This window comes from Prevotella sp. lc2012, assembly GCF_900107065.1.
In the GTDB taxonomy this organism is placed as follows: domain Bacteria; phylum Bacteroidota; class Bacteroidia; order Bacteroidales; family Bacteroidaceae; genus Prevotella.
Genome location: NZ_FNUF01000003.1, coordinates 375,909 through 401,181 on the forward strand (window position 1 = coordinate 375,909; position 25,273 = coordinate 401,181).

16 protein-coding genes are annotated in these 25,273 nt (G+C 51.6%); 11 read left to right on the forward strand and 5 right to left on the reverse strand.

All coding sequences use genetic code 11. From position 1 onward, the window contains the following. Positions 1-134 precede the first annotated feature (134 nt). Positions 135-1,982 carry an alpha-glucuronidase gene (locus tag BLU99_RS08180; RefSeq protein ID WP_091900937.1) on the forward strand — a complete coding sequence of 616 codons (1,848 nt, stop codon included), beginning with the start codon at positions 135-137 and terminating at the stop codon, positions 1,980-1,982. Between the two features lie 82 nt (positions 1,983-2,064). Here the strand turns inward: BLU99_RS08180 and mnmA are convergent, their stop codons facing one another. Further along, positions 2,065-3,168 (reverse strand): tRNA 2-thiouridine(34) synthase MnmA, encoded by a 1,104-nt coding sequence (gene mnmA, locus BLU99_RS08185; RefSeq protein WP_091900938.1) that lies wholly within the window; start codon positions 3,166-3,168, stop codon positions 2,065-2,067. 133 nt (positions 3,169-3,301) lie between these two features. Here mnmA and BLU99_RS08190 point away from each other — a divergent pair, with 133 nt between their 5' ends. Genes BLU99_RS08190 through BLU99_RS08200 form a run of 3 tightly spaced genes read left to right on the forward strand, consistent with a single transcriptional unit; the run spans position 3,302 to position 5,000 of the window. Continuing rightward, entirely contained in the window at positions 3,302-4,267 is a 966-nt protein-coding gene (locus tag BLU99_RS08190; protein WP_091900939.1) for an SPFH domain-containing protein, read from the forward strand. A 12-nt stretch (positions 4,268-4,279) separates the two neighbouring features. Next, positions 4,280-4,480, forward strand: coding sequence for a type II toxin-antitoxin system antitoxin (locus BLU99_RS08195; protein WP_091900940.1), 201 nt, complete (start codon positions 4,280-4,282; stop codon positions 4,478-4,480). Continuing rightward, positions 4,473-5,000, forward strand: coding sequence for a DUF1648 domain-containing protein (locus BLU99_RS08200; protein WP_176771088.1), 528 nt, complete (start codon positions 4,473-4,475; stop codon positions 4,998-5,000). The genes BLU99_RS08195 and BLU99_RS08200 overlap by 8 nt, the downstream gene beginning before the upstream one ends. 520 nt (positions 5,001-5,520) lie before the next feature. Here BLU99_RS08200 and BLU99_RS08205 read toward each other — a convergent pair. Beyond that, on the reverse strand, positions 5,521-7,965 hold the full coding sequence (locus BLU99_RS08205) for an alpha/beta hydrolase family protein (protein ID WP_176771089.1): 2,445 nt from the start codon (positions 7,963-7,965) through the stop codon (positions 5,521-5,523). Between the two features lie 112 nt (positions 7,966-8,077). On the opposite strand from BLU99_RS08205, the gene BLU99_RS08210 reads away from it, so the two are divergent. Next, complete coding sequence (locus BLU99_RS08210; RefSeq protein WP_091900943.1) at positions 8,078-10,462, forward strand: CotH kinase family protein; 2,385 nt, start codon at positions 8,078-8,080, stop codon at positions 10,460-10,462. 23 nt (positions 10,463-10,485) lie between these two features. Here the strand turns inward: BLU99_RS08210 and rsgA are convergent, their stop codons facing one another. Both rsgA and frr read right to left on the reverse strand, forming a co-directional pair. Then, complete coding sequence (gene rsgA, locus BLU99_RS08215; RefSeq protein ID WP_091900944.1) at positions 10,486-11,424, reverse strand: ribosome small subunit-dependent GTPase A; 939 nt, start codon at positions 11,422-11,424, stop codon at positions 10,486-10,488. Position 11,425: 1 nt separating this feature from the next. Further along, complete coding sequence (frr, locus tag BLU99_RS08220) at positions 11,426-11,986, reverse strand: ribosome recycling factor (RefSeq protein WP_091900945.1); 561 nt, start codon at positions 11,984-11,986, stop codon at positions 11,426-11,428. 231 nt (positions 11,987-12,217) lie between these two features. On the opposite strand from frr, the gene cysK reads away from it, so the two are divergent. The 6 genes from cysK to BLU99_RS08250 all read left to right on the forward strand — a co-directional run bounded on the left by cysK (position 12,218) and on the right by BLU99_RS08250 (position 23,935). Further along, positions 12,218-13,165, forward strand: a complete 948-nt coding sequence (gene cysK / locus BLU99_RS08225; RefSeq protein ID WP_091900946.1) for a cysteine synthase A — start codon at positions 12,218-12,220, stop codon at positions 13,163-13,165. 133 nt (positions 13,166-13,298) lie between these two features. Continuing rightward, on the forward strand, positions 13,299-15,437 hold the full coding sequence (locus BLU99_RS08230; RefSeq protein ID WP_091900947.1) for a sensor histidine kinase: 2,139 nt from the start codon (positions 13,299-13,301) through the stop codon (positions 15,435-15,437). Between the two features lie 14 nt (positions 15,438-15,451). After that, positions 15,452-17,530, forward strand: coding sequence for an ATP-binding protein (locus BLU99_RS08235; protein ID WP_091900948.1), 2,079 nt, complete (start codon positions 15,452-15,454; stop codon positions 17,528-17,530). After that, complete coding sequence (locus BLU99_RS08240; RefSeq protein WP_176771090.1) at positions 17,527-20,289, forward strand: ATP-binding protein; 2,763 nt, start codon at positions 17,527-17,529, stop codon at positions 20,287-20,289. The genes BLU99_RS08235 and BLU99_RS08240 overlap by 4 nt, the downstream gene beginning before the upstream one ends. A gap of 19 nt (positions 20,290-20,308) precedes the next feature. Beyond that, the gene (locus BLU99_RS08245; RefSeq protein WP_091900950.1) at positions 20,309-23,053 is read left to right on the forward strand and encodes an ATP-binding protein; all 2,745 of its coding nucleotides are present in this window, start codon (positions 20,309-20,311) and stop codon (positions 23,051-23,053) included. Positions 23,054-23,065: 12 nt separating this feature from the next. Continuing rightward, positions 23,066-23,935, forward strand: coding sequence for an AraC family transcriptional regulator (locus BLU99_RS08250; protein ID WP_091900951.1), 870 nt, complete (start codon positions 23,066-23,068; stop codon positions 23,933-23,935). A 3-nt stretch (positions 23,936-23,938) separates the two neighbouring features. Here BLU99_RS08250 and nhaD read toward each other — a convergent pair whose 3' ends face one another. Further along, complete coding sequence (gene nhaD / locus BLU99_RS08255) at positions 23,939-25,270, reverse strand: sodium:proton antiporter NhaD (protein ID WP_091900952.1); 1,332 nt, start codon at positions 25,268-25,270, stop codon at positions 23,939-23,941. Between the last annotated feature and the right edge of the window lie 3 nt (positions 25,271-25,273).

Here is a 25,273-nt window from a genome sequence, read left to right on the forward strand (position 1 = left end):
CGTCATATATTTGTCTTAGCTACAGTTTTCGCTTGCAAATTTAGCGTAAAAAAATGACATTGCAGGGAAATTATCAATCATTTATGGTCTTTGATGATGATTTTTGAAGATTTTATTGTACTTTTGCCATACATATGAAGAAACTGACATTACTGATCATGACCTGCCTCGTCATGGGCCAAGTCCAGGCCGAGGACGGTAGTCGACTGTGGCTGCGCTACCAATCTGTCGACAAAGCAAAAGTGAACGGACCCGCATGTATCGCTGCCGACGAGCTGCGGAAGTATTTCCGAGGCGACGAGGTGACCCTTGCCATCGATCCCACCATCGAGGCCGAGGCCTTCAAGATAGAAGGGACGACCATCTCCGCCAAGGACGAGACAGGCCTGCTGTACGGTGCCTACACCCTACTGAGGGAGCCTGCCACCCAAGGCTATCAGAAGCCCTACTTCAAGTACCGTATCCTGAACCACTGGGACAACCTCGACGGCACGATCGAGCGCGGCTATGCTGGTCGTAGCATCTTCTGGGACCTCGACGGCGACCAACCGAAGGCCATCGATGCCGCCCTCGTCAGAGCCTATGCCAGAGCCAACGCCTCGATAGGCATCAACGGCACCGTGCTCAACAATGTCAATGCCTCCCCAAGAATTCTGTCGCCTCTATATATAAATAAGGTGAAAGAGATAGCCGCCATCCTGCGCCCCTATGGTATCAAGGTCTATCTGTCCGTCAATTTCGCCTCGCCGATGGCCCTAGGCGGTCTGAAGACCGCCGACCCCCTGAACGCGAAGGTGAAAACCTGGTGGAAAGCCAAGGCCAAGGAGATTTATCGTGAGATTCCCGACTTCGGCGGCTTCCTCGTGAAAGCCAACTCCGAGGGTCAGCCTGGTCCTGGCGACTACCATAGAACCCATGCCCAGGGTGCCAATATGCTGGCCGATGCCGTGGCCCCCTACGGCGGCATCATCATGTGGCGCTCGTTTGTCTATGGTGCCAACCACAAGGGCGAGGACCGTGTGAAGCAAGCCGTTTCCGAGTTCATCAACGACGACGGACTGTTCCGCTCGAACGTGATCCTCCAGTCTAAGAACGGACCGCTCGACTTCCAGCCGCGCGAGCCCTATGCCCCCATCTTCGACAATATGCACAAGACCCCCCAGATGGCCGAGCTGCAGATCACCCAGGAGTATCTCGGACAGTCGCGCCACCTGGTGTACCTCGCCCCGATGTGGCGCGAGTTCTTCGGCTATGTAGCCCCCGCCCGTCTGGTGGGCGTCGCAGGTGTGGCGAATATCGGCTTAGACAAGAACTGGTGCGGTCATCATTTCTCGCAGGCCAACTGGTACGCCTTTGGTCGTCTGGCCTGGGACCCTGCCCTGAGAAGCGAGCAGATCGCCGACGAATGGCTCTCCGCCACGTTCGATATCGACGACAGTCACCGCACCCCGTTGCTCAGCATGATGCTACGCAGTCGTGAGGCCTGCGTCGACTACATGATGCCCTTGGGTCTGCACCATATCTTCAAGTTCGACCACCACTACGGTCCCGAGCCCGACGGCTACATCGCCCACTACCCCCTCGAGTGGTGCCCCGTGTACTACCATCAGGCCGACTCCGCAGGCATCGGTTTCGACCGCAGTCATACCGGCACCGATGCCACCTCGCAGTACCGTGAGCCCTACTGCTCGCTCTACGACGACCTGACCACCTGTCCTGAGCGCTACCTGCTCTGGTTCCATCATGTGCCATGGACCTACCGCACCAACAGCGGCCGCACCCTCATCGACGAGCTGACCTACCGTTACGGCCGTGGAGTCAAAGAGGTGGAGAGCTTCATCGATATCTGGCACAACAGCAAGCCGACTATCGACGAGCAGCGCTGGCAGGAGGTCGACGAGCGCCTGCAGCACCAGTTGGATAATGCCCGTGAATGGCAGAAGACCTGTCTCGACTACTTCGGCAGCTTCGCCAGGAAATAAAGCCAAGGAATAAAGTCAGGAAATAACACAAAGCCATCAAAACAAACATCCCGCCAGCAACGCTGAGCGGGATGTTTTATTCTCAGATGGTTATCTCCCCAGAGCCTAAGCAACGGTGGTGATGCTCATCGTAGACCACACAGAACTGTCCCGGGGCCACCCCGTGTATCCGTTCCTTGGCATGCACGATATAGCTGCCAGCGCCCGTCTGCTCCAGTGTCGCCGCCAGATAGCCAGGCGTATGCCGGATCTTGAACGTGATCGCCGCCCCCGTTGTCTGCGCACCGAACACCTCGTCCAACGGTCGTGTCAGTGCATGGAAGTCATGGATGGGGAAGTCCTGCTTATAAGCTGTCTCGGGGTCGTAGCCATGAGACACGTAGAGGATGTTCCTCTCCACATCCTTCTTGACCACGAACCACGGTCCGCCGCCGAATCCCATACCCTTGCGCTGACCGATGGTATGGAACCACAGACCCTTGTGCTCGCCGATACGCCTGCCTGTCTCCAGCTCTATCACGTCGCCAGGGTTCTCACCCAGGTAGCGCCGTATATAGTCGTTGTAGTTGATCTTCCCTAAGAAGCATATCCCCTGCGAGTCCTTACGCTTGGCATTGACCAGATGCTCGCGTTCGGCTATCTGGCGCACCTCGTCCTTCACATAATGACCGATGGGAAAGAGCGCCTTCCTCAGTTGCCAGTCGTATATCTGCGCCAGGAAGTCCGTCTGGTCCTTCACCGGATCCGGACTGGTCACCAGCCATTTCCGTCCCTCATCGTCTATCTCCGTCTGCGCATAGTGGCCCGTGGCAAAGAGATCGTAGTCGTGTCCGCGCTTCTCCTCGAAGGCACCGAACTTAATCAGTCTGTTGCACATCACATCCGGGTTGGGGGTCAGTCCGGCCCTCACCTTGTCCATCGTGTATCTCGTCACCTGGTCCCAATACTCACGGTGACAGTCTATCACCTCCAGCTTACAGCCGTACTTATGCGCCACGGCCGTGGCCATCTCCAGGTCCTCCTCACTGGAACAGTCCCATTCCTCTTCCTCCTCCGGACCTATCTTGATATAGAAGCAGTCGGGATGCAGTCCGAGTCGTGCGAACTCGTACACCACCACACTGCTGTCCACGCCGCCCGAGAGCAGCACCGCTATCCGCTTACCTTCCAGTTCGTTGATATTCATGGTGGCAAAGGTACGAACTTTTTTCGTAATTCTTGTTAAAAAACACAAGAAATCCATTGTCCATTCAAAAACAATACATATCTTTGCGATATTAAAATGATATCACATAACAAATAACTAAACGCATAGAATTATGGATCAAAAAGAGTTTACTTTCAAAGGAAGCGTACAGAACGGTTTCCTGATGCTTTTCGCCAACATCGCCATCACAGTCCTGTCAATCATAGGTATCGTCCGTGGCATCATCCTGCTCGACAGCACCAGCGGTGCCACAGGCGGTTGGATGCTTGTCAGCAGCATCATCCTGCTCATCATCAGCCTCATCATGTGGTTCGGCTTCCTGATGCTGGAACCCAACGAGGCCAAGGTGACCACTTGGTTCGGCAAGTACAGCGGCACGTTCGCACAGACGGGTTTCTTCTGGATCAACCCCTTCTACGGCACGAAGAAGGTGTCGCTCCGCGCTCGTAACCTCGACGCCGAGCCCATCAAGGTCAACGACAAGACGGGCAACCCCGTCATGATCGGTCTAGTGCTCGTATGGAAGCTGAAAGACACCTACAAGGCCCTCTTCGAGGTCGACTCGCAGACGATGGCCTCGAACCCCAACACCGTCGGCTCAGACACCAAGGGACTGATGAACGCCCTCGAGAACTTCGTACGTGTGCAGAGCGACGCTGCCCTGCGCCAGGTGGCGGGCCAGTATGCCTACGACGACGAGGACACGAAGATCGGCGAGCCCACGTTGCGCTCGAGTGCCAACGAGGTGAACGAGCAACTGGAGCAGAAACTCGACGAACGCCTGGCCCTTGCCGGCATCGAGGTGGTCGAGGCACGTATCAACTACCTGGCCTATGCCCCTGAGATCGCTGCCGTGATGCTGCGCCGCCAACAGGCGTCGGCCATCATCACCGCCCGTGAGAAGATCGTCGAGGGTGCTGTCTCGATGGTGAAGATGGCGCTCGACAAACTCTCCAACGAGGCTATCGTCGACCTCGACGACGACAAGAAGGCTGCCATGGTCAGCAACCTGCTCGTGGTGCTCTGTGGCGACGATGCCGCTCAGCCGGTCGTGAACACGGGAACGTTGAATCATTGATCTTTGAACTTTATGGGGGAGAAGAAGAAATCCACGAAGAGCTTTATCCTACGTGTCGATGCCGACACGATGGACGCGATAGAGGCCTGGGCTGCGGACGAGTTCCGCAGCACCAACGGCCAACTGCAGTGGATCATCACCGAGGCCCTGCGCAAGGCCAAGCGCCTACCTAAGAAGAAACCAACAAACCCGGAAAACCATGAACATGAATAAATTACTTACCCTCTTCCTGAGAGGTCAACACACAAATAACACCACCTCTGAGAGGATCCGAGTCGGCAGAACCCTCGAGGGTACCGTCTTCGAACTGACGTTCGTCGTGCTGCTCATCATCGTGTGGGCCCTGCTTATCTATTTCCTCAGACAGACCCCCGACATCGTGCCCACCCATTTCGGTCCGTCAGGCAAGGCCGATGCCCACGGCTCTAAGTACATCATCCTGGTCATCTGCATCATCATGTCACTGATGGGTGTCGGACTGATGATCGGTGCCTACCATCCCCAGAAAGGCACGTCGCTGAAGATCGAGACCCCGCGACAAGTATTGCTGGTCACCCGTATGCTGCGCCTCTTAGGCCTGATGTCCCCAGTCCTCTCGTTCGCCATCGGTTGGACCTCACTGGCATCCGTCCGTCATGGTGGTCCAAATGTCATGCCCATCCTCATCGTGGTAGGCATCATGGTCGCCATCTCCCTCATCTTCCCTTTCCTGATCCTCAGGTCCAAGTCGTAACCCCACGTTGCTTCGACAAGCCCCATATATCTTGACAAATGGACGCTCATAACTCGCACGGAGATCAAGACCACAAGAATGAGACCCATATACGCGAGTTTTGAGCCTCTTTTATATTCAACTGATATTAAACAAGTTACGCATCTACAAAATAGGGGTAGGATCTTACGCTCAAAGAGATAGGGTCTATGAGTCGTGGAGATAGGGTTCACGAGTGAAGGAGATAATCTCTTATAGGGTATAGGGATTATCTCCTTCTCTCGTAAGTGCCATTCCTTACCGTCATGGAGATAAACTCTTTGACTGTAAAGAGACGGGGGTAGTCGGACTACCCACCTACTCCATACCGAACAGGTCAAAAGTACGTTATAAACAAGTAAAAAGGGGCTTAGAAAGCCCCTTTATTTTTCTAGTTAGTGCCTTCTGGCGAACGTTTTTTCAATCACTTTTTCACGACAAAACACGTGAGGGCCCTTCGATAGGCATTGTCCCTTCGACAGGCTCAGGGACCGTATATTCCTTAAAGATGCTTCTTGGGATAGAGGGCGTTCCACCAAGTGGAGTCGCCCTTAAGCCAGCGGGCGAACCAGGCCATTTGCGTGGCAAGCCACTTCTCGCGCTTAGCATAGTCGAGGATATGGTGGTTCTCGCCTTCGACCTCGACGAGGGCTACCTCGCGGCCAAGGAGCTTCAGAGCCGTGAACATCTGAAGACTCTCAATCAGGGGCACATTGGTGTCGGCATTGCCATGCAGCAACAGCAACGGGGTGTGGATCTTGTCGGCATTGAAGAGAGGACTCTGGTCGACATAGAGCTGACGATGACTCCAGGGGTAGCTGTTGGCCATCGACACCTCGCTGTAGTTATAACCCCAGTAGCCCTCGCCCCAGTAGCTGGTGTGGTTGGCGATGCCAGCATGGCTGACGGCGGCTGCGAAGAGGTCGGTCTGGGTCTGGAGGTACTGGGTCATGAAACCGCCATAGCTGGCACCCATGCAGCCGATCTTCGTGGCGTCGATGAAGGGGTGTGTCTCACAGATCTTCTTGGTGCCTTCGATGATGTCCTCGGCAGGTCCACGGCCGGCGGTGTTCACATGGCGTGAGGCCCACTCCTGTCCGAAGCCCGTGGCACCGCTGGGCTGGAGGATATAGGCGACATAGCCGAGGGTGTTCCAGTACTGCGGGGCATAAGGCGACTCGAAGTAGCGTGACACGGGTGAGCAGCCACCATAGTAATAGACAATCATCGGGTATTTCTTCGTGGCATCGAAATCCTTCGGAAGGTAGAGGCGACCATAGACCTTGTCGCCGCGTGAGTTCACGAAGTCCCAGTCCTGACAGGTGCCCACCTGGGCATCGCCCAGGGCCGTCCGTCCGTCGAACATGGTGTGGTTCTTCTTCGTCTTCAGGTTCATGACATAGCCAGAGGCGGGCTCCATGGTCTTATACGACAGGTAAGCGATCATGGGAGCATGCTCGGCCATGTCGAAACGATAGGTGTCATCGCCGGAGATGGGAAGCTGACGGATGGCACCGCTCTTGGGGTTCAGTGCGAACAGGTTGACATAGTCGCGGTCCTCGGCCGTGAAATAGATCTGGCCGTCGTGCTTCGACCAGGTGGCAGTCCCCACTGAGGGGTCGAAATCCTTCGTCAGGGGGGTTATCTTCTTAGTGGCGATATCGTAGAGGAAGAACTCGTTCTCCGTCATGCTCGGCGTGACACTGTCGGGCAACTGACAGCCGATGCGGTCGAAGGCCTCGGGTGTGCCAGAGAAGAGGATCTGGGAGCCATCGGGAGAGAAGCAGCCGCTGCCGATAAAGCCCTCGTTGACGAAGAGGGTGTCGGCAGCGAGGGTCTTGGCATCCACCACCATGACGTCGCACACCTCGGTGGGGCGGCGGCTCAGACGGGTATAGGCCGCACCGACCAACAGCTTCGTACCGTCGGCTGAGATGTCCTGCAGACTGGTGGTCTTATGACCGAAGGTGACACGCTGGGAGATGCCTGTGGCGAGGTCGTAACGGCTCAGGTAGGTGCGATCGCGCCAGCCTGGCTGACGGTCGTCCATCTCAAGCACCTCGAACACGCCAGGGTCTTCCTTGGGACCTTCTTCCTTCACGGAGAGAATGAGATAGTCCTCCGTCGGACTAACGGTGAAGTCGCCCTCAGGGATATCGCTGGCGAAACGACTCTGACAACCCGTGAGGGGATCCACCTGATAGAGGTTGCGCTGGCCATTCTCCTTGCGCTCCTCGAGCCAGGCTACCGTACGGGGCATCCATCTGACACTATGGGGGAGCATGGAGAGCAGGCGCCCTGTCTTGGTGTCGCGCAGCTCATAACTCCAGCGCGACGTGCCGCCACGGTCGGCGGTCTGGTAGGCCACCATAACATAGGCACCATCGGCCGAGAGGCGCATGTCGCGCACACGCTTTCCGTCGAAGAGGTCGTGCGACATATAGGGGTGGCTCTTGTCGAGGGTAGCGACGACAGGGATATTGGCATCGATCGACACACGGATAGAGTCGGTATCGTTGGGCTCGACCAGGTATCTGATGGCGAAGGTATGATGCTCGGGAGACAGGCTCAGGTCGCCTGAGGCCTCGGCACCGTCGATGAACAGCTGGTGGTTGCGGGGCCCTTTCACCTCGATCTTTCCTTTCAGATAGTCGGTGTTGTTCACGTAGAACGTAAGTAGGCCGACACTCTTGCTGTCGGTCAGAGACGGGAGGACAGCGCCTGAAAAGGTCTTGTCAGTGGGCGACGTCAGTGAGAGCGCACTGAGCCATGACGACTCGGCGAACGCTTTCCCCTGCACATCGACGGTGTCGAGGACTACGGGTTGTGACACGGCATAGGGGCCTGCCAGATTAAACTGACGGATCTCGCTCTTGGTCTGGCCATAGACGGGGGCTGTGCAGAAGACGCCAACAGCTACCATCGTGAGAAAAGATAATTTCATCATAGTTCGTTTCCTGTAAATTTTTGCCTGCAAAGATACAAAATCTTTTCCTTTATCCTTCATTCTTCTGAAAGAAAAGTTGTACCTTTGTGCCGCTATTTAACGACGAACCTAAATGCACTGTATAAAACATCTTTTCGCTATCGCACTGACACTGACTGCCCAGACATCATGGGCACAAGAACAGCACGGCCACTTGGTGATCAACGAACTGATGCAGTCGAACATCGACGGTATCATGGACGATCTGAGAGAGTTTCCCGACTCTTGGGTCGAGGTGTATAACCCTGACTCGGTGGCCGTGAACCTGAAAGACTACAAGATAGGGATTACCAGTCGCCCGCAACAGGCCTACCAGTTGCCCGACAAGGTGGTCGAAGCGAAGCAGCATGTGGTCATCTACTGCGACAAGGAGGGACAGAAGCTGCACACCAACTTCCGACTGGAGTCGGGGAAGAACGGCGAGGTGTACCTGTTCAAGGACGGACAGGTGGTGGACCAGGTGAGCGGACTGAAGAAGCAGCCGGCTCCTGGCATCGCCTACGGACGGAAGGACGACGGTGGCGAGGAGTGGGGCTACCAGCTCACCCCTAGCCCTGAGGCGGCCAACTGCGGCAGGGTCTGTGCCCACGACCATATCCTCGGGCAGCCTGTGTTCAGCAGGGCGGGACAGGTGTTTACGAGTCAGCAACAGGTACAGCTCACCCTGACAGTGCCGGAGGGGTCGCCTGAAGGGACGATCATCTGCTATACCACTGACGGGACGGAGCCTGACACGACAAGCACAAGATATGTGGCACCGATAGACATCAACGACAACAAGGTGATACGGGCCAGACTGTTCTGTGACGGATGGCTGTCGCCACGCTCGACCACCCACTCGTACCTCTTCTTTACACGACGACTGACACTGCCTGTGGTCTCGATAGTCACCAACAGCAGGTACCTGGACGGCTCGTATATGGGCATCTTCGCCAATAACTCCAGCGAGAACAGGAAGAACTGGCGGCGACCTATCAACATCGAGTACTTCACGGAGGGGAACACACCAAGTCGACTGAACCAGTTGTGCGAGACAAGGGTCGCTGGAGGGGCCACGCGCAGCGCCGCCAAGAAATCGATGGCGATCTACGCCCACAAGCGGTTTGGCACGAAACGGTTCGAGCATGAGTTCTTCCCGGATCAGCGCCCTGGCATGACTGACTATAAGTCGCTCGTGCTCCGGAATGCCGGCAACGACTTCGACTACCTGTATATGCGGGATGCCATCGTACAGCGTACCATGGCCGAGCATGCCGACCTGGACTGGCAGGCGTGGCAGCCCGCCATCGTCTATATCAACGGCAACTACCACGGCATACTGAACATCCGTGAACGGGGCAACGAGGATAATGTGTACACGAACCATGACGGTCTGGAGGATATCGACCTCATAGAGAACTGGAGCGACCTGAAGGAGGGCTCGTGGGAGAACTACAACCAGTTCAAGGCTTTCTACTCGCAGGATGGACATACGATGGAGGAATACGAGCAGTGGATGGACTGTCAAGAGTTCATCAACCTGATGGCCATGAACCTGTACTTCAACAATCTCGACTTTCCTGGCAATAACATCATCATGTGGCGACCTAGGGCCGAAGGTGGGCGCTGGCGCTGGATTGCCAAGGATGCCGACTTCACGCTGGGACTGTACGACGAGAAGGTGGGCTACAAGATTCTGGAATGGTTGTATACCCCCCACTACGACTATGCCCATAACTGGGGTGCCAACAGTGAGAAATCCACGCTGCTGTTCCGTCAGCTGATGGAAGACTCGGACTTCCGTCGGGAGTTCATCGACCGCTGTGCCATCTATATGGGCGACTTCATGAACGAGAAGGGAATACGGGCCATCTGGGATCCGATGTACGAAAAGATCAGGTACGAGTATCCTAACCACCGGAAGCTGATCAACCAGTGGTGGCCTGTGTACAATGACGAACTGACTCATGCCCGTAACTGGCTGGAAAAACGCACGAACGAGTTCTACACGCAGCTCGGCAACTTCTATCATCTGGGTAATGCCATCCCCCTGATCATCAACAAAGACGGGGAGGCGACGCAGGACATCCGGCTCTCGTTCAATGGTGTGCGCCTGTCGAAGGAGGTGTTCAACGGACGGTTCTATGCCGACAGGGTGATCTCGCTCGAGGGCGAGGAGGGCGAAGGCCAGATGATCAGCGGCTGGCGTATCATGAAGGTCGTGGGTAGCTCGGTGACGGAGGAGTTCGTGGCAGGCGAGAAACTGTCGATGGTGATGCCGGCATGTAACAGTCTGACGATCACGGCTGCCATCGTACCTGGGCAGACAGGCATCAGCACACTCAGGAGCGATGCGACGTACCCGCAGGGCATCTACGACCTGAGCGGCAGGAAGGTGCGTACAGGTACGACCTCTCTCGACGGACTGCCGAGGGGTATCTATATCGTCAACGGAAGAAAGGTGGTCAAGACAAGATAATGAGAAAACAAATATCGCGAGACTTAATAGGCCTCGCGATATTTGCCTTCTTCTTTGTCGTTCAGCATAGAGAGGTAACTCTGATAACGGCTCTGGGCGATGTAATGGTTCTCGAGGGCCTGAAGAACAGCACAGCCTGGCTCATGGGTGTGGGTGCAGTTCGAGAAGCGGCACTCCTTCGAGAAACGGAAGATCTCCTTGAAATAGCTCGTCAGCTCCTCAGGCTCCATGTCAAACGTGCCGAAGCCCTTGATGCCTGGAGTGTCGATCAGATAAGACGGCTTCTGGTCGTCTAACGAGATCATCTCAGAGAAGGTGGTTGTGTGCTGACCAGTATTATGGGCATCGCTGATCTCTGCCGTACGCAGACAGACGCCAGGGACCAGACGGTTGATCAGGGTCGACTTGCCCACACCGCTGTTGCCACTGAGCAGGGTGATCTTTCCGTCGAGCAGGGGCCGCAAAGCCTCCACGCCCTCGCCCGTCTCGGCCGAGATGGCGAAGCACTGGTAGCCCACATTCTCATACAGCGCGATCATCATCTCCTGATAGCGCCGCTCGTCGGCATCCAACAGGTCGGTCTTATTGAAGACCAGCATGACGGGAACACGATAGGCCTCAGCCGAGGCAAGGAAACGGTCGATAAATGTCGTGGACGTCTGGGGACGGTTCACCGTGACAACCAGGAACGCCTGGTCGACATTTGCCGCGATGATATGACTCTGCTTGGAGAGGTTCTGGGATTTCCGGATAATATAGTTACGGCGATCATCAATCGATGTGATGAACGCCGTACCTTCTTGGTTGGGTACCAACTCCACATGGTCGCCCACCGCCACAGGGTTAGTGCTACGAATGCCCTTGAGTCGGAAATTACCCTTTATCTTACTCTCGATCAGCTGTCCGTCGTCTGTGCGGACGGTGTACCAGCTTCCGGTATTCTTGACGACGAGGCCTTTCATCCTACACCGTCATGATCTCCTTGTTCTTAGCGGCAATCAGCTCGTCAATCCTCTTAATGTACTTATCGTGGATCTTCTGGAGTTCCTGCTCTGCGTCTTTCTCATTGTCTTCAGAAAGACCGTCCTTTACCGCTTTCTTCAGCTTATCCTTGATGTCGGCACGCACATTACGAACCTCCACCTTGGCCTTCTCAGCAATCTTATTACACTGCTTGGCCAGCTCTCGACGACGCTCCTCTGTAGGAACGGGGATGTTCAGGCGTATCACCTCGCCGTTATTCTCGGGCGTGATACCCACATCGGAGTCCATGATGGCTTTCTCGATGTTACGGATCTCCTTACGGTCCCAAGGCTTGATGGCGATGGTACGCGCATCGGGCACGCTGACGTTTGCCACCTGATTCAGGGGCACCCTACTGCCATAAACCTCCACACGAACGGCGTCGAGAATGGCGACATTGGCACGACCAGCGCGGATACGATTCAACTCTTCCTCGAGGTACATGGCGGCCATCTCCATCCTCTCCTCACTCGACTTCAAAGTTTCTTTTACATCTAACATAATCTTAATACGTTCTAGTTTTTCTGTTGACAAAGATATGCTTTTTCCCCGATATCTCCAAGCGTTTTACACTTTTTATCATCATTTTCGCTATTATATAAATAGGTGGAAAGTGCCAGAACAACGAAATACCATCATTGTGGTATATGATTTAACCCACTTGTGCTATTACAGAGAACGATTTTTCGTCGTACCTTTGCACCAGAATAATAAACCAATACAGTTAAGAATATGGCTAAAATCGCAAAGAAACTGACCGATCTGATCGGCAACACCCCTCTGCTGGAGCTCACGAAGTTCTCAGAGGCCAAGGGACTCAAGAATCCTGTCATCGCTAAGATTGAGTACTTCAATCCTGGTGGTAGTGTAAAAGACCGCATCGCACTGGCGATGATCGAAGATGCAGAACAGAAGGGACTGCTGAAGCCTGGGGCTACCATCATCGAGCCTACCAGCGGAAACACGGGTGTAGGACTGGCATTGGTAGCGGCTGTGAAAGGTTATAAGCTGATTCTGACCATGCCTGAGACCATGAGCATCGAGCGCAGAAACCTGGTAAAAGCCTACGGGGCTGAGGTACGTCTGACCAGTGGCAAGGACGGTATGCCTGGTGCCATCAAGGCCGCAGAGGAGTTGCGCGACTCGATACCCGGAAGCATCATCCTGCAGCAGTTCGAGAATCCAGCTAACCCCGCCAAGCACTACGCCACGACGGGTCCGGAGGTATGGGCACAGACTGACGGAAAGGTGGACATCTTCGTTGCTGGTGTAGGTACTGGCGGCACAGTCTCTGGTATCGCGAAATATCTCAAGGAGCAGAATCCGAACATCAAGGTGATCGCCGTAGAGCCTAAGTCGTCGCCTGTGCTGAACGGCGGCCAGAGCGGTCCTCATAAGATCCAGGGTATCGGTGCCGGCTTCATCCCCAAGACCTACAACGGCACACTGATCGACGAGGTGTTCGATGTAGAGAACGACGATGCCATCCGCGCTGGTCGTGAGCTGGCCAAATACGACGGTCTGCTGGTAGGCATCTCTTCCGGAGCCGCCGCCTATGCCGCCTCGGAAATCGCCAAACGCCCAGAAAACAAGGATAAGACCATTGTCACCTTGCTCCCCGACACGGGTGAGAGATACCTGTCGACCGTTCTCTACGCTTTTGAGGAATACCCACTTTAGCCTTTATATATCAAAGATTTGAGCACAATTTGCCCCTTTGCTAGGCAAATTGTGCTTTTTTTTATATAAATATTCTTTTTTTCAATCAGATTATATTATCTTTGCAGCTATTACTACAAGACCAGCCAATAATATGCGTATTCACATATATCTCGCCAGGATAAGCATGTGCAGCGTCTTCTTACTAGAAGGCATAACAGCAAGGGCACAGTCTGAAAAAATCCTGGATGCTTTCGATATTCACCATACACTCGCCTACCTGATAGCCATCTTCCTGATCATGCTCTTTGTCATGATCTTCGCCAATCGGCTTTATTACTACCGTGAACAGGAAGCAGGCGCAGAAGCCAGGCGGATCAATGCCCAATTGTCTATGATCCTCGCCTCGAACAAGACACAGACATGGGTATACGACATCTCACAACACGTATTCAAGGTTTATACCGACGATAATAAGGAGATCAGCTACTTCCCCTTTGACTTCACACAGAACTACGACCCCAGTGATGTGGGCGCCATCAGGAACACGATTAAGTCGATGACGGCTGGCGAGACCCTGTCGGAGTCTTTCCTCATCAAAGGACCTATACCAAAAGATGCAGAGACAGAGCAACGGATCTACGATGTCAACGTGTCTGTGTTGCGCCATGACAAGCATCATCGTCCAACTGCCTTGCTGGGTATCCAGCACGATATCACCGAAGAGAAAAAGAACGGCGAGAAAGTCAGGAAACTGATGCTACGCTACCACAATGTCTTCAACTCCTCGCTGGTCGACATGATCTTCTATGATGCCGACGGATATCTGACGGAGATCAACGATAAGGCCTGTGAGACGTTCTGCATATCAGACCGCGACTCACTACTGAGAAGGAGGATCAAGATTACCGACATCCCTGCCTACAAGGACCTGGACATTGAGCACTTGGATCATCTGCTGTGCTCATCCATCACCAATATCGACAAGGTGAAGAGAGAGGACGAGAAGGTTCCGGAGGTTCTGCTAAGAGGCACGATCTATTATGAGGTATCGGTGAGAGCCCTCCGCAACGAGGACGGCAGTCTGAGGGGTATCGTCACAGCCGGACGAAATATCACGGAGATGGTGGAGTCACACCATCACGAGCGTCAGGTGAGCAGACAGCTGAAGACGACGACCAAAGATATTCAGACTTATATAGACAATATCAACTACTCGTTGAAGGTAAGCAATGTCCAACTGATGAGCTACGACCCTGACACGCATATTCTGGAACTCTTCAGTGACCTGAGCAAGGCTCAGTATCGGTTGACGGAACTGCGCGCCATCGCTTTGCTCAAAGAGGACAGCCATCGAAGAGCCAGAGGCTACTTCCGTCGCATGGACCAACGGCAGAAGCAGACTTTCACTTGTACGTTCCCAACGATCATGCGCGACAGCCGAGGAAGAGACATCTATCTGTCTTTCCATATCATGCCAATCTTTGATGCCGACGGACACGTAACCCATTATTTCGGCATGTGTCGTAACGAGACAGAGATCACCTATACAGAACTGCAACTGCAGGAGGAAACGGCCAAGGCACAGGATGCCGAGCAACTGAAGAACACCTTTCTGCTCAATATGAGCTATGAGTTAAGGACGCCATTGAATGCCGTTCTCGGCTTCGCGGAACTTTACAACAATGAGCATAGCATCGAGGATGAGCCTATCTTTGCAGAAGAGATCAGGAAGAATACCAACGTGCTGTTACGGCTGATCGATGATATCCTGTTCATATCACGGCTGGATGCTCATATGATTGAGCTTAATTATCAGGAATGTGATTTCGTGCCACTGTTCGAAGGCTGGTGCTATATGGGATGGAGCGCCCTATCTCCCGAGGTAAAGGTCAGCGTGGATAATCCCTATAACCACCTGAACGTCATCATAGACCAACAGAATCTCGGGATGGTCGTCCAAAAGCTCTGTGCCAATGCGCTCTATACGACTCACGAAGGAAGAGTAAGGGCTAAATGCGAATACCGCCATGGTGAGCTGATGATTACCATCGAGGATACTGGCACAGGTTTTACTGCCGAGGCTAAAGAACGGCTCTTCAATCGCTTTGAGCGAGAAACGGAGCACGGGCATCCTGGTACAGGGCTCGATCTGCCCATCGTCAAGGAACTTCTGCAACAGATGGGGGGAACGATAGAACTGCAAACAGCGCCAGGCAAGGGTAGCACCTTCTATGTCAGTGTACCTTGCGAGATGACCAGTCTGGAGAAGAAGGCCGAAATAATCATATAAGGACCAGAAAAAAGATGATGACACTACTAACAAACATATTACTGTATATCCACCATAACCCTGGCATCGAAGGCGTATCCCTGCTGATGGTTATATCGGCCGTCGTCGCCTTCCTGCTTGTATGGGCGGTCACCCATATCAGCATCATGCGAATACGGCATAATGCCCGACGAGTAAAGGATCTGGCGTTAATCATGCAACAGACGCTGAACGTCAGCAGGAACGATGTGATCCGATTATCCATACAAGAGAGGTATGCGTATAACATGCATGGTAACTTCTTGCCAGAAAAAGGACTCAGCTATCAAGAGAGCCTCGAGTACATTCATCCTGATGACCGTCAGATATACATCGACTTTCTACAGCGACTGATAAAGAATGGCCATACCGAGGAATGTATGTTCCGATGGGATCTTAACAGAGGTGACGGACAACCCTACTGGCGATTTATCCAAGATATCGGTATTGTAGAGTTTGCCGACAAAAGGAGAAGGATGCCTACCAATATCTTCTGCACGCTCACCGACAAGACGGATCAGGTGTTGCTGGAACGCCAGGAGAACCAGATGACTGACAAGTACCGTATGATCTTTGAGCAGCCTATCGCCGGACTGGCCTTCTACGACAAAGAAGGCCACTTGATAACAGCCAATCGTAAGATGCGGGAGATCCTGAGGTTCCAATCCGAGGACGATCCTTTCTATTTCAACCGTACCATCTACGACATGCCCACTTTCAGGGAGGTGCTGAACAACCGTCATGTGGAGGAGCTGTATTTCTGCACCAAGAGCGTTATCATTGAACGGGGTGTCAACTGCTACACGGAGCTTCGACTACACCCTATCTACGATGAGAAGAAAGAACTTGTCTATATCACGTTCTCCATCCGAGACATCACACAGGAAAGAGAGCTCTACCTGCAAAACAAGAAGAACGACAAGGAGATACGTGACACCAACGAGAAGATCCAACAATATGAGGGAGAGCTGCAGTATCTGATGGACAACTGCGACATGCGCTTCTGGCGCTGTTCTTTTGTCAACAATGAAGTGACCTTCTATAGAGGACTCAGCAGACCAGAGAGAAAGATCACACTTGAGCACTTCCAGAGTTGTCTTATCACAACATCCGACACCAGCAAGCTGCTGTTCGAACATCCGGAGGCCGCCTTCAATAAACCACGGAACTTCCTCTGCAATACACGTCCGCTCTTCCACGAAAGCGATGAGCCTCAGTGGAACATCATCGATAGCGTACCTTATTATGATGGAAACAATCAATTCGTAGGTTGCTACGGCATCATCCGCAACGTCACTGTTCTCATCAAGAAACAAGAACAACTGAAACAGGAGACAGAACGGGCCAACGATTCCGGCAGGAGGAAAAGCGTATTCATGGCGAATATGACACATGAGATTCGTACGCCACTCAACGCCATCGTAGGTTTCTCGGATGTGCTCCCCATGCTGACGACCCCAGAAGAGAAGAAAGAGATCACACGAGTCATCATGAACAACTGTGATATTCTGCTCCGTCTGATCAACGATATCCTTGCGGTATCGTCTCTGGAGACAAACGGTATCCATGTGCAGCCAACGACTACCGACTTCGCTAAGGACTTCAACGACATCTGCAACTCTCTGGCACAACGAGTACAGGAGCCAAAGGTGCAATACATCATAGACAACCCATACAAGTCGTTCATCACCAAGATTGACAAAGGACGTATACAGCAGGTCATCACGAACTTTGTGACAAACGCCATCAAATATACCCATGAAGGGCATATCAAGGTGGGATATGAATATCAAGAGAAAGACGGCGGTGGACTGTATATCTATTGTGAAGATACTGGAGTTGGCATTCCAAAGGAATATCAGGAAAAGGTATTCGACCGTTTTGTCAAACTCAACGACTTTATTCAGGGAACGGGCTTAGGCCTTAGTATCTGCAAGGCTATTGCCGAGGGATGCCACGGAGATATCGGCATCCTTTCGGAAGGAGAAGGACAAGGATCCACATTCTGGCTGTGGATTCCATGTCAACGGGAAGAGACCATCAAAGAAAGCGACCAAGCATCCGACAATACATGAAGAAACTCACGATTCTGATACTGCTTCTGTGCACTCTGTCTGCTATAGCTGAAGAGAAAGCCGATTATGCTAGATCCTACTCGACAGAACGTCCGTTGATCTACGAAGACGCATGGGATCTGTGGCCTTATGTTTTCCTAAACGAGAACGGTGAGCCTGACGGTTATAATGTCGATCTACTGAAACTAATCTTTAAAGAACTGGACATACCCTATATTATCAAGCTGAAGCCTACGTTGGAAGCCCAGAAAGACTTACAGGAAGGGAGATCAGACCTGATGCTCCGAATGGATGCGAGCTTCTCAAGGGGAAACTCCTCGTACAGCAAGTCTATCGTCCAACTTTTCACTCACAGTATCGTATCGCCAAAGGGCAAGAACTTAGGTATCAGAAACGAGCACGATCTGGCGGGACACACCATCATTGTACACGAAGGGAGTTTCAGTCACCACTATATCAAGGACCACAACCTGGCCAAAGAGATTGAGGCGTACAACGACATGAAAGAAGCCACCCAGAAGGTCAGCGCCAAGAGAGAGGGTGTCATCCTGTGGAACACGATGTCGTTGAAATGGTTACTCTGGAGATATCACCTGGACAACCTTGAGATTACACCTATTGATCTTCCTTACGGAGAGTATAAGTTCATGTCGAAAGACCTGAACCTGCTTGCCCGTATCGACAGTGTTTTCTCTGTCCTCCGTGCCACAGAACGGTTACAGCCAATCCAGAATAAGTGGTTCTACCCTAACAGGAAAGAGACAGGTATCCCCTCTTGGATATGGCAACTCATCTCTGCCTTGGCACTCTTCGCCGTCCTCGTACTTGGCTACTATATCTTCTACAGACTACAGGAACGTAAGATGACCAGGAATGTGCAAAGGAACAACGAACGGCTCACCCTGATTATGCGAACCAGTCGTGTCAGATTCTGGACCTACCATGTTGCCACGCAGATATTCACGGTCATGGACCAGCACGGAAAGCCGCAACGAGAATACTCCTCTCTTGAGTTCTCACGCCGATACAGTGCTGATGACTTCCTCCATCTGAACCAAGCCTTGAAACAAGTTATAGAAGACAAGGTACACACCATAGCCCTTGACATCAGGTCCAGACAGGATGATGGAGAAGAACGCGACTACAGCATCAAGCTCTCTGTCTTCCAACGTGACAAGGACAAGAAACCAACGGTTATTATCTGCTCAGGGAACGACAAGACTGACGAGCACACCCGCATGCGGAAGATTCAGGATACAAAGCTACGATATCAGTCAATCTTTGAGACGGCTATGGTTGATATGGTATATTACGATAGCAACGGTATTCTCTATGACCTAAATAACAAAGCATGCGAGACCTTCGGCACCAACCGCAAGGAGTTGTTAGCCAAGCGGATATCCATTGCCGACGTAACAGGTATTCACGACCTTCAAGCTGACGATCTCGATTATTTCTATGCCACACAGATCATTCCGCCAGATGAAGAAGGACACAACGGTAAACTGTGGAGACGCAAGGAGAAAAGCTATTATGAACAGCAGCTGATTCCTGTTCATGACGATGACGGTCAGTTGCTCGGTATCTATGGTACAGGCCGCGACATCACAGAGGTTGCGAACTCCTACCATCAACAACAGGAGAACATCAAACTATTGCAGGAAGCTAATGACGAGGTAAGAGGATATATACAAAACATCGACTATGCCATGAGTGTAGGCGGTATCCGCATTGGCAGATACCAGCCGACCACCCATACACTCACCATCTACCGAGAAGCCGAGTCGCCTGAGTTTACGCTCACACAGACCCGTCTGCTGGCACTTGTTCACGAACAGTCCAGAAAACTCGTTCAGCAAGCTCTCCACAGTATGGATAATCAGGCCGCGACAGTCATCCATGCGGATGTCAAGACCATTCTCAGGAAGAACGGTTCTCCTCTATATCTGCAGTTCCATTTCATCCCTCTCCACGAGACCGGTCACGGTGTTAACGAGTATTTTGGTGTCTGCCGCGACATCAGCGAACTAAAATCAGCAGAGGCCAAACTTGCGGAAGAGACACTCCGTGCACAAGAGGTGGAAGTAATCAAGAACGCCTTCCTGCGGAACATGAGCTACGAGATTCGAACACCACTCAATACGGTGGTAGGCTTCTCCGAACTCTTTGAGATGGAGCATTCCGAGGAAGATGAAGCCGTGTTCATTCATGAGATCAAGACCAACTCCGACAAACTGCTCCAATTGATAAACGATATCCTGTTCATCTCTCGCCTGGATGCAGACATGGTCGCCATCACCCCTGCTCCCATCGACTTTGCGGCCGTCTTTGACGGAAAATGCGAGTCGGCATGGGCCAGTGATCGTAAGCCAGGTGTGGAGTATGTTGTCCAGAATCCCTACAAACGGTTGATTATCGATATTGATGACACGAACTTCTCAATGATTCTGGAGAAGATTATCAAGAATGCCGTCCAGCATACCGCCTCAGGAAAGGTGTTGGCACGCTATGATTATATCGGCGACCGACTAGTCGTATCGATAGAAGATAACGGAAGTGGCATCCCCGAGTCTCTTCAAAAGCACATCTTCGAACGATTTGTTACAGGAGGCGACATGGGAACAGGCCTTGGCCTAAGCATCTGTCACGAATTGACCCAACGCATGGGTGGAGCCATTCGCCTCAAATCTGTCGAGGGCAAAGGAACAACGGTCTGGTTCTCTATACCATGTAAGGCCTCGGAAATTGAAAGGAAGTAGAAAGAAGGAGGAAGAAGACATGACAAGAAAACCATTCATACGTTACATCACAGTATTAGTGCTGCTCCTCGGTTGCACTCATATCGCTCATGCGCAATTAAAAAAAGCATACGACGCCGAGACCCCTCTGGTCATCGCCTGTAACTGGGACATGGCTCCTTACGAATTCAATAATGAAGGAGAACCTGACGGCTATAACATCCAACTACTGGGAACCATCCTCGACAAGCTTCAGATTCAATACAAGGTACTGATGACAGAAGGGGAAGAGGCTATGGCCGCCTTCGAGAGGCACGAGGCAGACATTATCATTGATCCGGGTTACCGATATCATGGACGTCCCTATGTTCTCTCGCATAGTATCATAGATTATTACCGCGTCAAGGTGGCTACTTACAAAAAGGTCCAACCACTTGTTGCACTCAGTCATCTGACGAAGAAAGATACTGTCATCTTAAAAGAGAATGATTATGCCTCCAACCAGATTGTCACGGACAACTTACTTGAATCACCCTACAAGTATCTCTCGCCCAAAACCGCTCTAGCAGACATCAGCAAAGGAGAGCACAAATACTTCATTTGGAGTGAAGCACAGCTGAAATGGACCATCAGGAAACTGACACTCGATAATATCGTACTCAGCGATGTTGACATTCCAGACGGAGAGTTCCACATCGTGGGCTATGACAAAGAGCTGATAAATGCCATCGACGATGAATACGCACGACTAGAACAGTTAGGAGAACTGGAGAAAATCCACGACCAGTGGTTCCATCCGGAACGTGTACATAACGACACGTCGCCCTTGGCTCTGATCATCCTAACTGGTATTATCATTGTCACTGTTATCGCCCTGTTACTGAGTCGACTGATCCATGCCCGCGTCAGAGCCGCAGTACGCCAATCCGTTGAGATCAACCAGATGATGGAGCAGGCTCTCAACATGGGAAACTTCTACATCATAGAGTATGATCTCCACACAAGACACGCCAAGAATATCTACGGTGACCATCTGCCGGAGGAAGGCATGGATATAGAAGAACTCATCAAGCATTTCCACCCTGACGACAGAAAGGGATCAGGACACGATGCCATGGTGAAAAAAGCAGAGCGCAGTCGACAGTGGGCCGTCAGTCGCCGTTGGAATGCCGGAACAGAGGCGGCACCTATCTGGAGATACCTGCGTGGCAATACTGTTGTTGAATACGAAGACGGAAAGCCGCGCTACATCGTATATTCCATTAAAGATATCAGTAAGGAAATCGAGGAGGAGCGTGTGAACAGTGAGACAGCAAGTAAATACTTGAAGATGTTCGGTACGAACCTCGTCGCCATGTCGATCTACGACAAGAATGGAATCCTTCTTGACACCAATGAGAATATGAAGCGCCTCTGCGATTTCGACGAGCAGATTGAAGCATACTTTCATCAGGTGTGTCTGTTTGATGTTCCACTTCTCAAAGGTCAGTTCGACCCTAAAAGTCATGAGAATTTCCACGTATGTCAGAAAATGCACTACCCAGAGTATGGCATTGACAAGTATATCGAGTTCAAGGTACGTCCTACCTTTGACAACAATGATGAACTGCGATTCTATGTGGTGACAGCACGCGATCTGTCAGAAGAGCGTATTATGTATCTGGAGCAGCGTCGTCACGATGCAAATATACAAAAAGCCAATGAGACCATCAGTCACTACGAGAAGCAGTTAAACTACTTGTTGGAGAACAGTCAGATGTTCATCTGGCATTTTGATCCGGAAAAGAATGTCATCAACTTCACCCGCACTACTCACAAGACAGAATATCATGAGACGCTTGAAGAGTTTTTCAAAGGTGTTGATGAGAAAGATCGTGAGACGCTCCTCAACGGTATCAAGGAGTGTGTGGCGACTAAGAAGCCCTATAATGCCATCCACCGTTACAAGTATACCCCACTTGAGGAAGAAACGGTGTGGTATTCCATCAGTGGTGTTCCGACCTTTGACAAAGATGGTACATTAATCAAATACTTCGGCATCGCACGTAATATCACGAATCTGATGGTTACACAACAGAAACTCATAGAAGAAACGAAACGTGCGGAAGACTCTGGCAAGATGAAGAGTGCGTTCCTTGCCAATATGACCCATGAGATCCGGACACCATTGAATGCCATTGTGGGCTTCAGTGACCTGTTACCCGTGGTTGACAGTTCTGAGGAACGGATGGAGTTCATTCGCATCATCCGTAATAACTGTGAGATGCTCATGCGCCTGATCAATGATATTCTTGAAGCATCTAACATGGGACAATCATTAGCCATCAAACCTACAAAGGTGGATTTTGCGACGGCATTTGATGACATCTGTCAGACACTGGCGCAACGAGTACAAGGTCCTCATGTGAAGTTCATCAAAGACAACCCATACACGACTTATCCTGCGACCCTTGATATCGGACGAATTCAACAGGTACTTACGAACTTCGTGACAAATGCCGTAAAATATACTCGCGAAGGATATATTAAAGTGGGCTATCATGAAGAGGATGGAGGCATCTATTACTATTGCGAGGATACAGGTGCCGGCATCCCCAAAGAAAAACAGGACTCGGTCTTCGAACGATTTGTCAAACTCAACGACTTTGTTCAAGGTACGGGCCTTGGACTCAGTATCTGCAAAGCCATCGCTGAACACTGTGGTGGAAAGATCGGTGTCACATCAGAAGGTTCTGGACAAGGTTCCAGGTTCTGGCTGTGGACACCGCGAGATATCACATCTTAAAAAGAAACAGCCATGCAAACAAGTAAATATCTTCTTGCAAACGAGCGTGATGCCCAATGGGGACTCTCTGTCAGCACCGTTGGCTACGAGGAGATTGCACCAGATGATTCCTATCCAACGATAGGACATGCCGACGGCTACTACTTCAACGTGGAGAAAGGTCGTATACTGAATGAATACCAGTTGCTCTATAACCCTGAAGGAAGTGGGATCTTCGAAAGTGCCCATTGCCCCCCTACCCGTCTGAAGGCCGGCGATATGTTCTTGCTATTCCCGGGAGAGTGGCACACCTACCATCCCGATGCCAGAACAGGCTGGAAAAGTCACTGGATAGGATTCAAGGGAAGAAATATGGACGACCGTGTCAAAGCGGGCTTCCTTACTGTGGAAAAGCCCATCTATCACATCGGCTACTCCGCAGAGATCGAACATCTCTATAGACGAGCCTATGAGGCCGCCATTGAAGAGGCGGCCTACTCCCAGCAGGTCATGGCAGGTATCGTCAACAACCTCATCGGACTTATGTACTCGCTCGAAAGAAATATCGAGTTAGGCAAGAACCAGACGCAGGTGAACATGGTCAACAAAGCACGTCTTCGAATCCGTGAATCGCTGGAAAGCAATCTCACCATTCAGCAAGTGGCAGAGGAGATGGGGGTCAGCTACAGCAACTTCCGTAAACTCTTCAAAGAATATACTGGTCTTTCGCCGGCAACTTACCAACAAGAACTCAGACTACAACGTGCCAAGGAACTTCTGACGACCACCGATTATAGCATCAAGGAGATCGCCTACCGTCTGAACTTCGAGAGTCCAGATTATTTCTCCGCCAAATTTAAGGCAAAGATGGGCTGTAAGCCCAGCGAAGTCAAAAGCAAATAGGCTTCAGAACAGAAGCATACGCTGCAGCCAGTAAACAAGAATACCCGCGAGATAGCCCACAAAGGCAATCCACGTAATCTTCTTCATATACCAGCCAAAGGTAATCTTCTCCAGTCCCATGACGACGACACCTGCGGCAGAGCCGATAATCAGCATGGAACCGCCGACACCTGCGCAATAGGCCAACAGTTGCCAGAAGATACCGTCGACAGCCATCGCCCCTTCTGCTACTACGGGATACATACCCATACAACCCGCCACCAACGGCACATTGTCGACAATCGAAGATAAGATTCCGATAATACCGTTAATAACATAGTAGTTACCTGCGAATGCCTCGTTAAGTCCCTCACCTAGGGCAGTAAGAACGCCAACCTCTTGCAGCACAGCCACCGCCATAAGAATGCCAAGGAAGAACATGATCGTTGAGAGGTCGATCTTCGATAACAGGTCACTAACGCGCTTTGCCATCGTATCGTCTTCGGCAGTATTATAGTGGAAGATCTCCGTCACAGTCCACAGAACACCAAGGACCAGAAGGATACCCATAAATGGTGGCAGGTGAGTAATTGTCTTAAAGACCGGTACGAAGCAGAGACCACCCACGCCAAGCCAGAAAATGGTATAACGTTGTTTCTTCGTGAACAGACTTACATCGGCTTTCGGCAGGTTCTGCTCTTTGTCGAATTTTCCTTGGAGTTGATACTGAAGGATAAAAGCCGGCACCAACATAGAAACAAGCGAAGGAATAAATATCTCAGTAAGCACCCCTTGCGTGGTAATCACCCCTTTAATCCATAGCATGATAGTCGTGACATCTCCAATAGGCGAGAATGCACCTCCAGAATTGGCTGATATAATAACCAACGCGGCATAGATCATGCGGTCCTCTCGACTCTGTACAAGTTTTCGCAAAACCATAATCATAACGATCGATGTCGTCAGATTATCAAGAATGGCAGAGAGAAAGAAGGTCATAAAGGCCATCCGCCACATGAGTTTCCGCTTGGAGCGTGTTTTCATCGTATCACGAACGAAGTTGAAGCCCCCATTCGAATCAACGATTTCAACAATAGTCATGGCTCCCATCAGGAAGAAAAGCGTACCAGCAGCATCACCCAGATGATGTTCTATCACCTCACTGATATGATGCATTATCTCACATCCTCCGACCTCTGGATAATATGATGCTGGTCCCATCATCAGCAGAGTCCAGCAGCACACACACATCAGCAGCGCAATAGCTGCCTTATTAATTCTTGTCAGACTTTCCAAAGCGATACAGAGGTATCCTATACAGAAAATAACGACGATCAATACTGTTAATGTCGACATAGC

Excerpts from the sequence above, each read along its gene's own strand:
- BLU99_RS08180 (WP_091900937.1), top strand. The coding sequence starts at position 135 with ATGAAGAAACTGACATTACTGATCATGACCTGCCTCGTCATGGGCCAA.
- mnmA (WP_091900938.1), bottom strand. The coding sequence starts at position 3,168 with ATGAATATCAACGAACTGGAAGGTAAGCGGATAGCGGTGCTGCTCTCG.
- BLU99_RS08190 (WP_091900939.1), top strand. The coding sequence starts at position 3,302 with ATGGATCAAAAAGAGTTTACTTTCAAAGGAAGCGTACAGAACGGTTTC.
- BLU99_RS08195 (WP_091900940.1), top strand. The coding sequence starts at position 4,280 with ATGGGGGAGAAGAAGAAATCCACGAAGAGCTTTATCCTACGTGTCGAT.
- BLU99_RS08200 (WP_176771088.1), top strand. The coding sequence starts at position 4,473 with ATGAATAAATTACTTACCCTCTTCCTGAGAGGTCAACACACAAATAAC.
- BLU99_RS08205 (WP_176771089.1), bottom strand. The coding sequence starts at position 7,965 with ATGATGAAATTATCTTTTCTCACGATGGTAGCTGTTGGCGTCTTCTGC.
- BLU99_RS08210 (WP_091900943.1), top strand. The coding sequence starts at position 8,078 with ATGCACTGTATAAAACATCTTTTCGCTATCGCACTGACACTGACTGCC.
- rsgA (WP_091900944.1), bottom strand. The coding sequence starts at position 11,424 with ATGAAAGGCCTCGTCGTCAAGAATACCGGAAGCTGGTACACCGTCCGC.
- frr (WP_091900945.1), bottom strand. The coding sequence starts at position 11,986 with ATGTTAGATGTAAAAGAAACTTTGAAGTCGAGTGAGGAGAGGATGGAG.
- cysK (WP_091900946.1), top strand. The coding sequence starts at position 12,218 with ATGGCTAAAATCGCAAAGAAACTGACCGATCTGATCGGCAACACCCCT.
- BLU99_RS08230 (WP_091900947.1), top strand. The coding sequence starts at position 13,299 with ATGCGTATTCACATATATCTCGCCAGGATAAGCATGTGCAGCGTCTTC.
- BLU99_RS08235 (WP_091900948.1), top strand. The coding sequence starts at position 15,452 with ATGATGACACTACTAACAAACATATTACTGTATATCCACCATAACCCT.
- BLU99_RS08240 (WP_176771090.1), top strand. The coding sequence starts at position 17,527 with ATGAAGAAACTCACGATTCTGATACTGCTTCTGTGCACTCTGTCTGCT.
- BLU99_RS08245 (WP_091900950.1), top strand. The coding sequence starts at position 20,309 with ATGACAAGAAAACCATTCATACGTTACATCACAGTATTAGTGCTGCTC.
- BLU99_RS08250 (WP_091900951.1), top strand. The coding sequence starts at position 23,066 with ATGCAAACAAGTAAATATCTTCTTGCAAACGAGCGTGATGCCCAATGG.
- nhaD (WP_091900952.1), bottom strand. The coding sequence starts at position 25,270 with ATGTCGACATTAACAGTATTGATCGTCGTTATTTTCTGTATAGGATAC.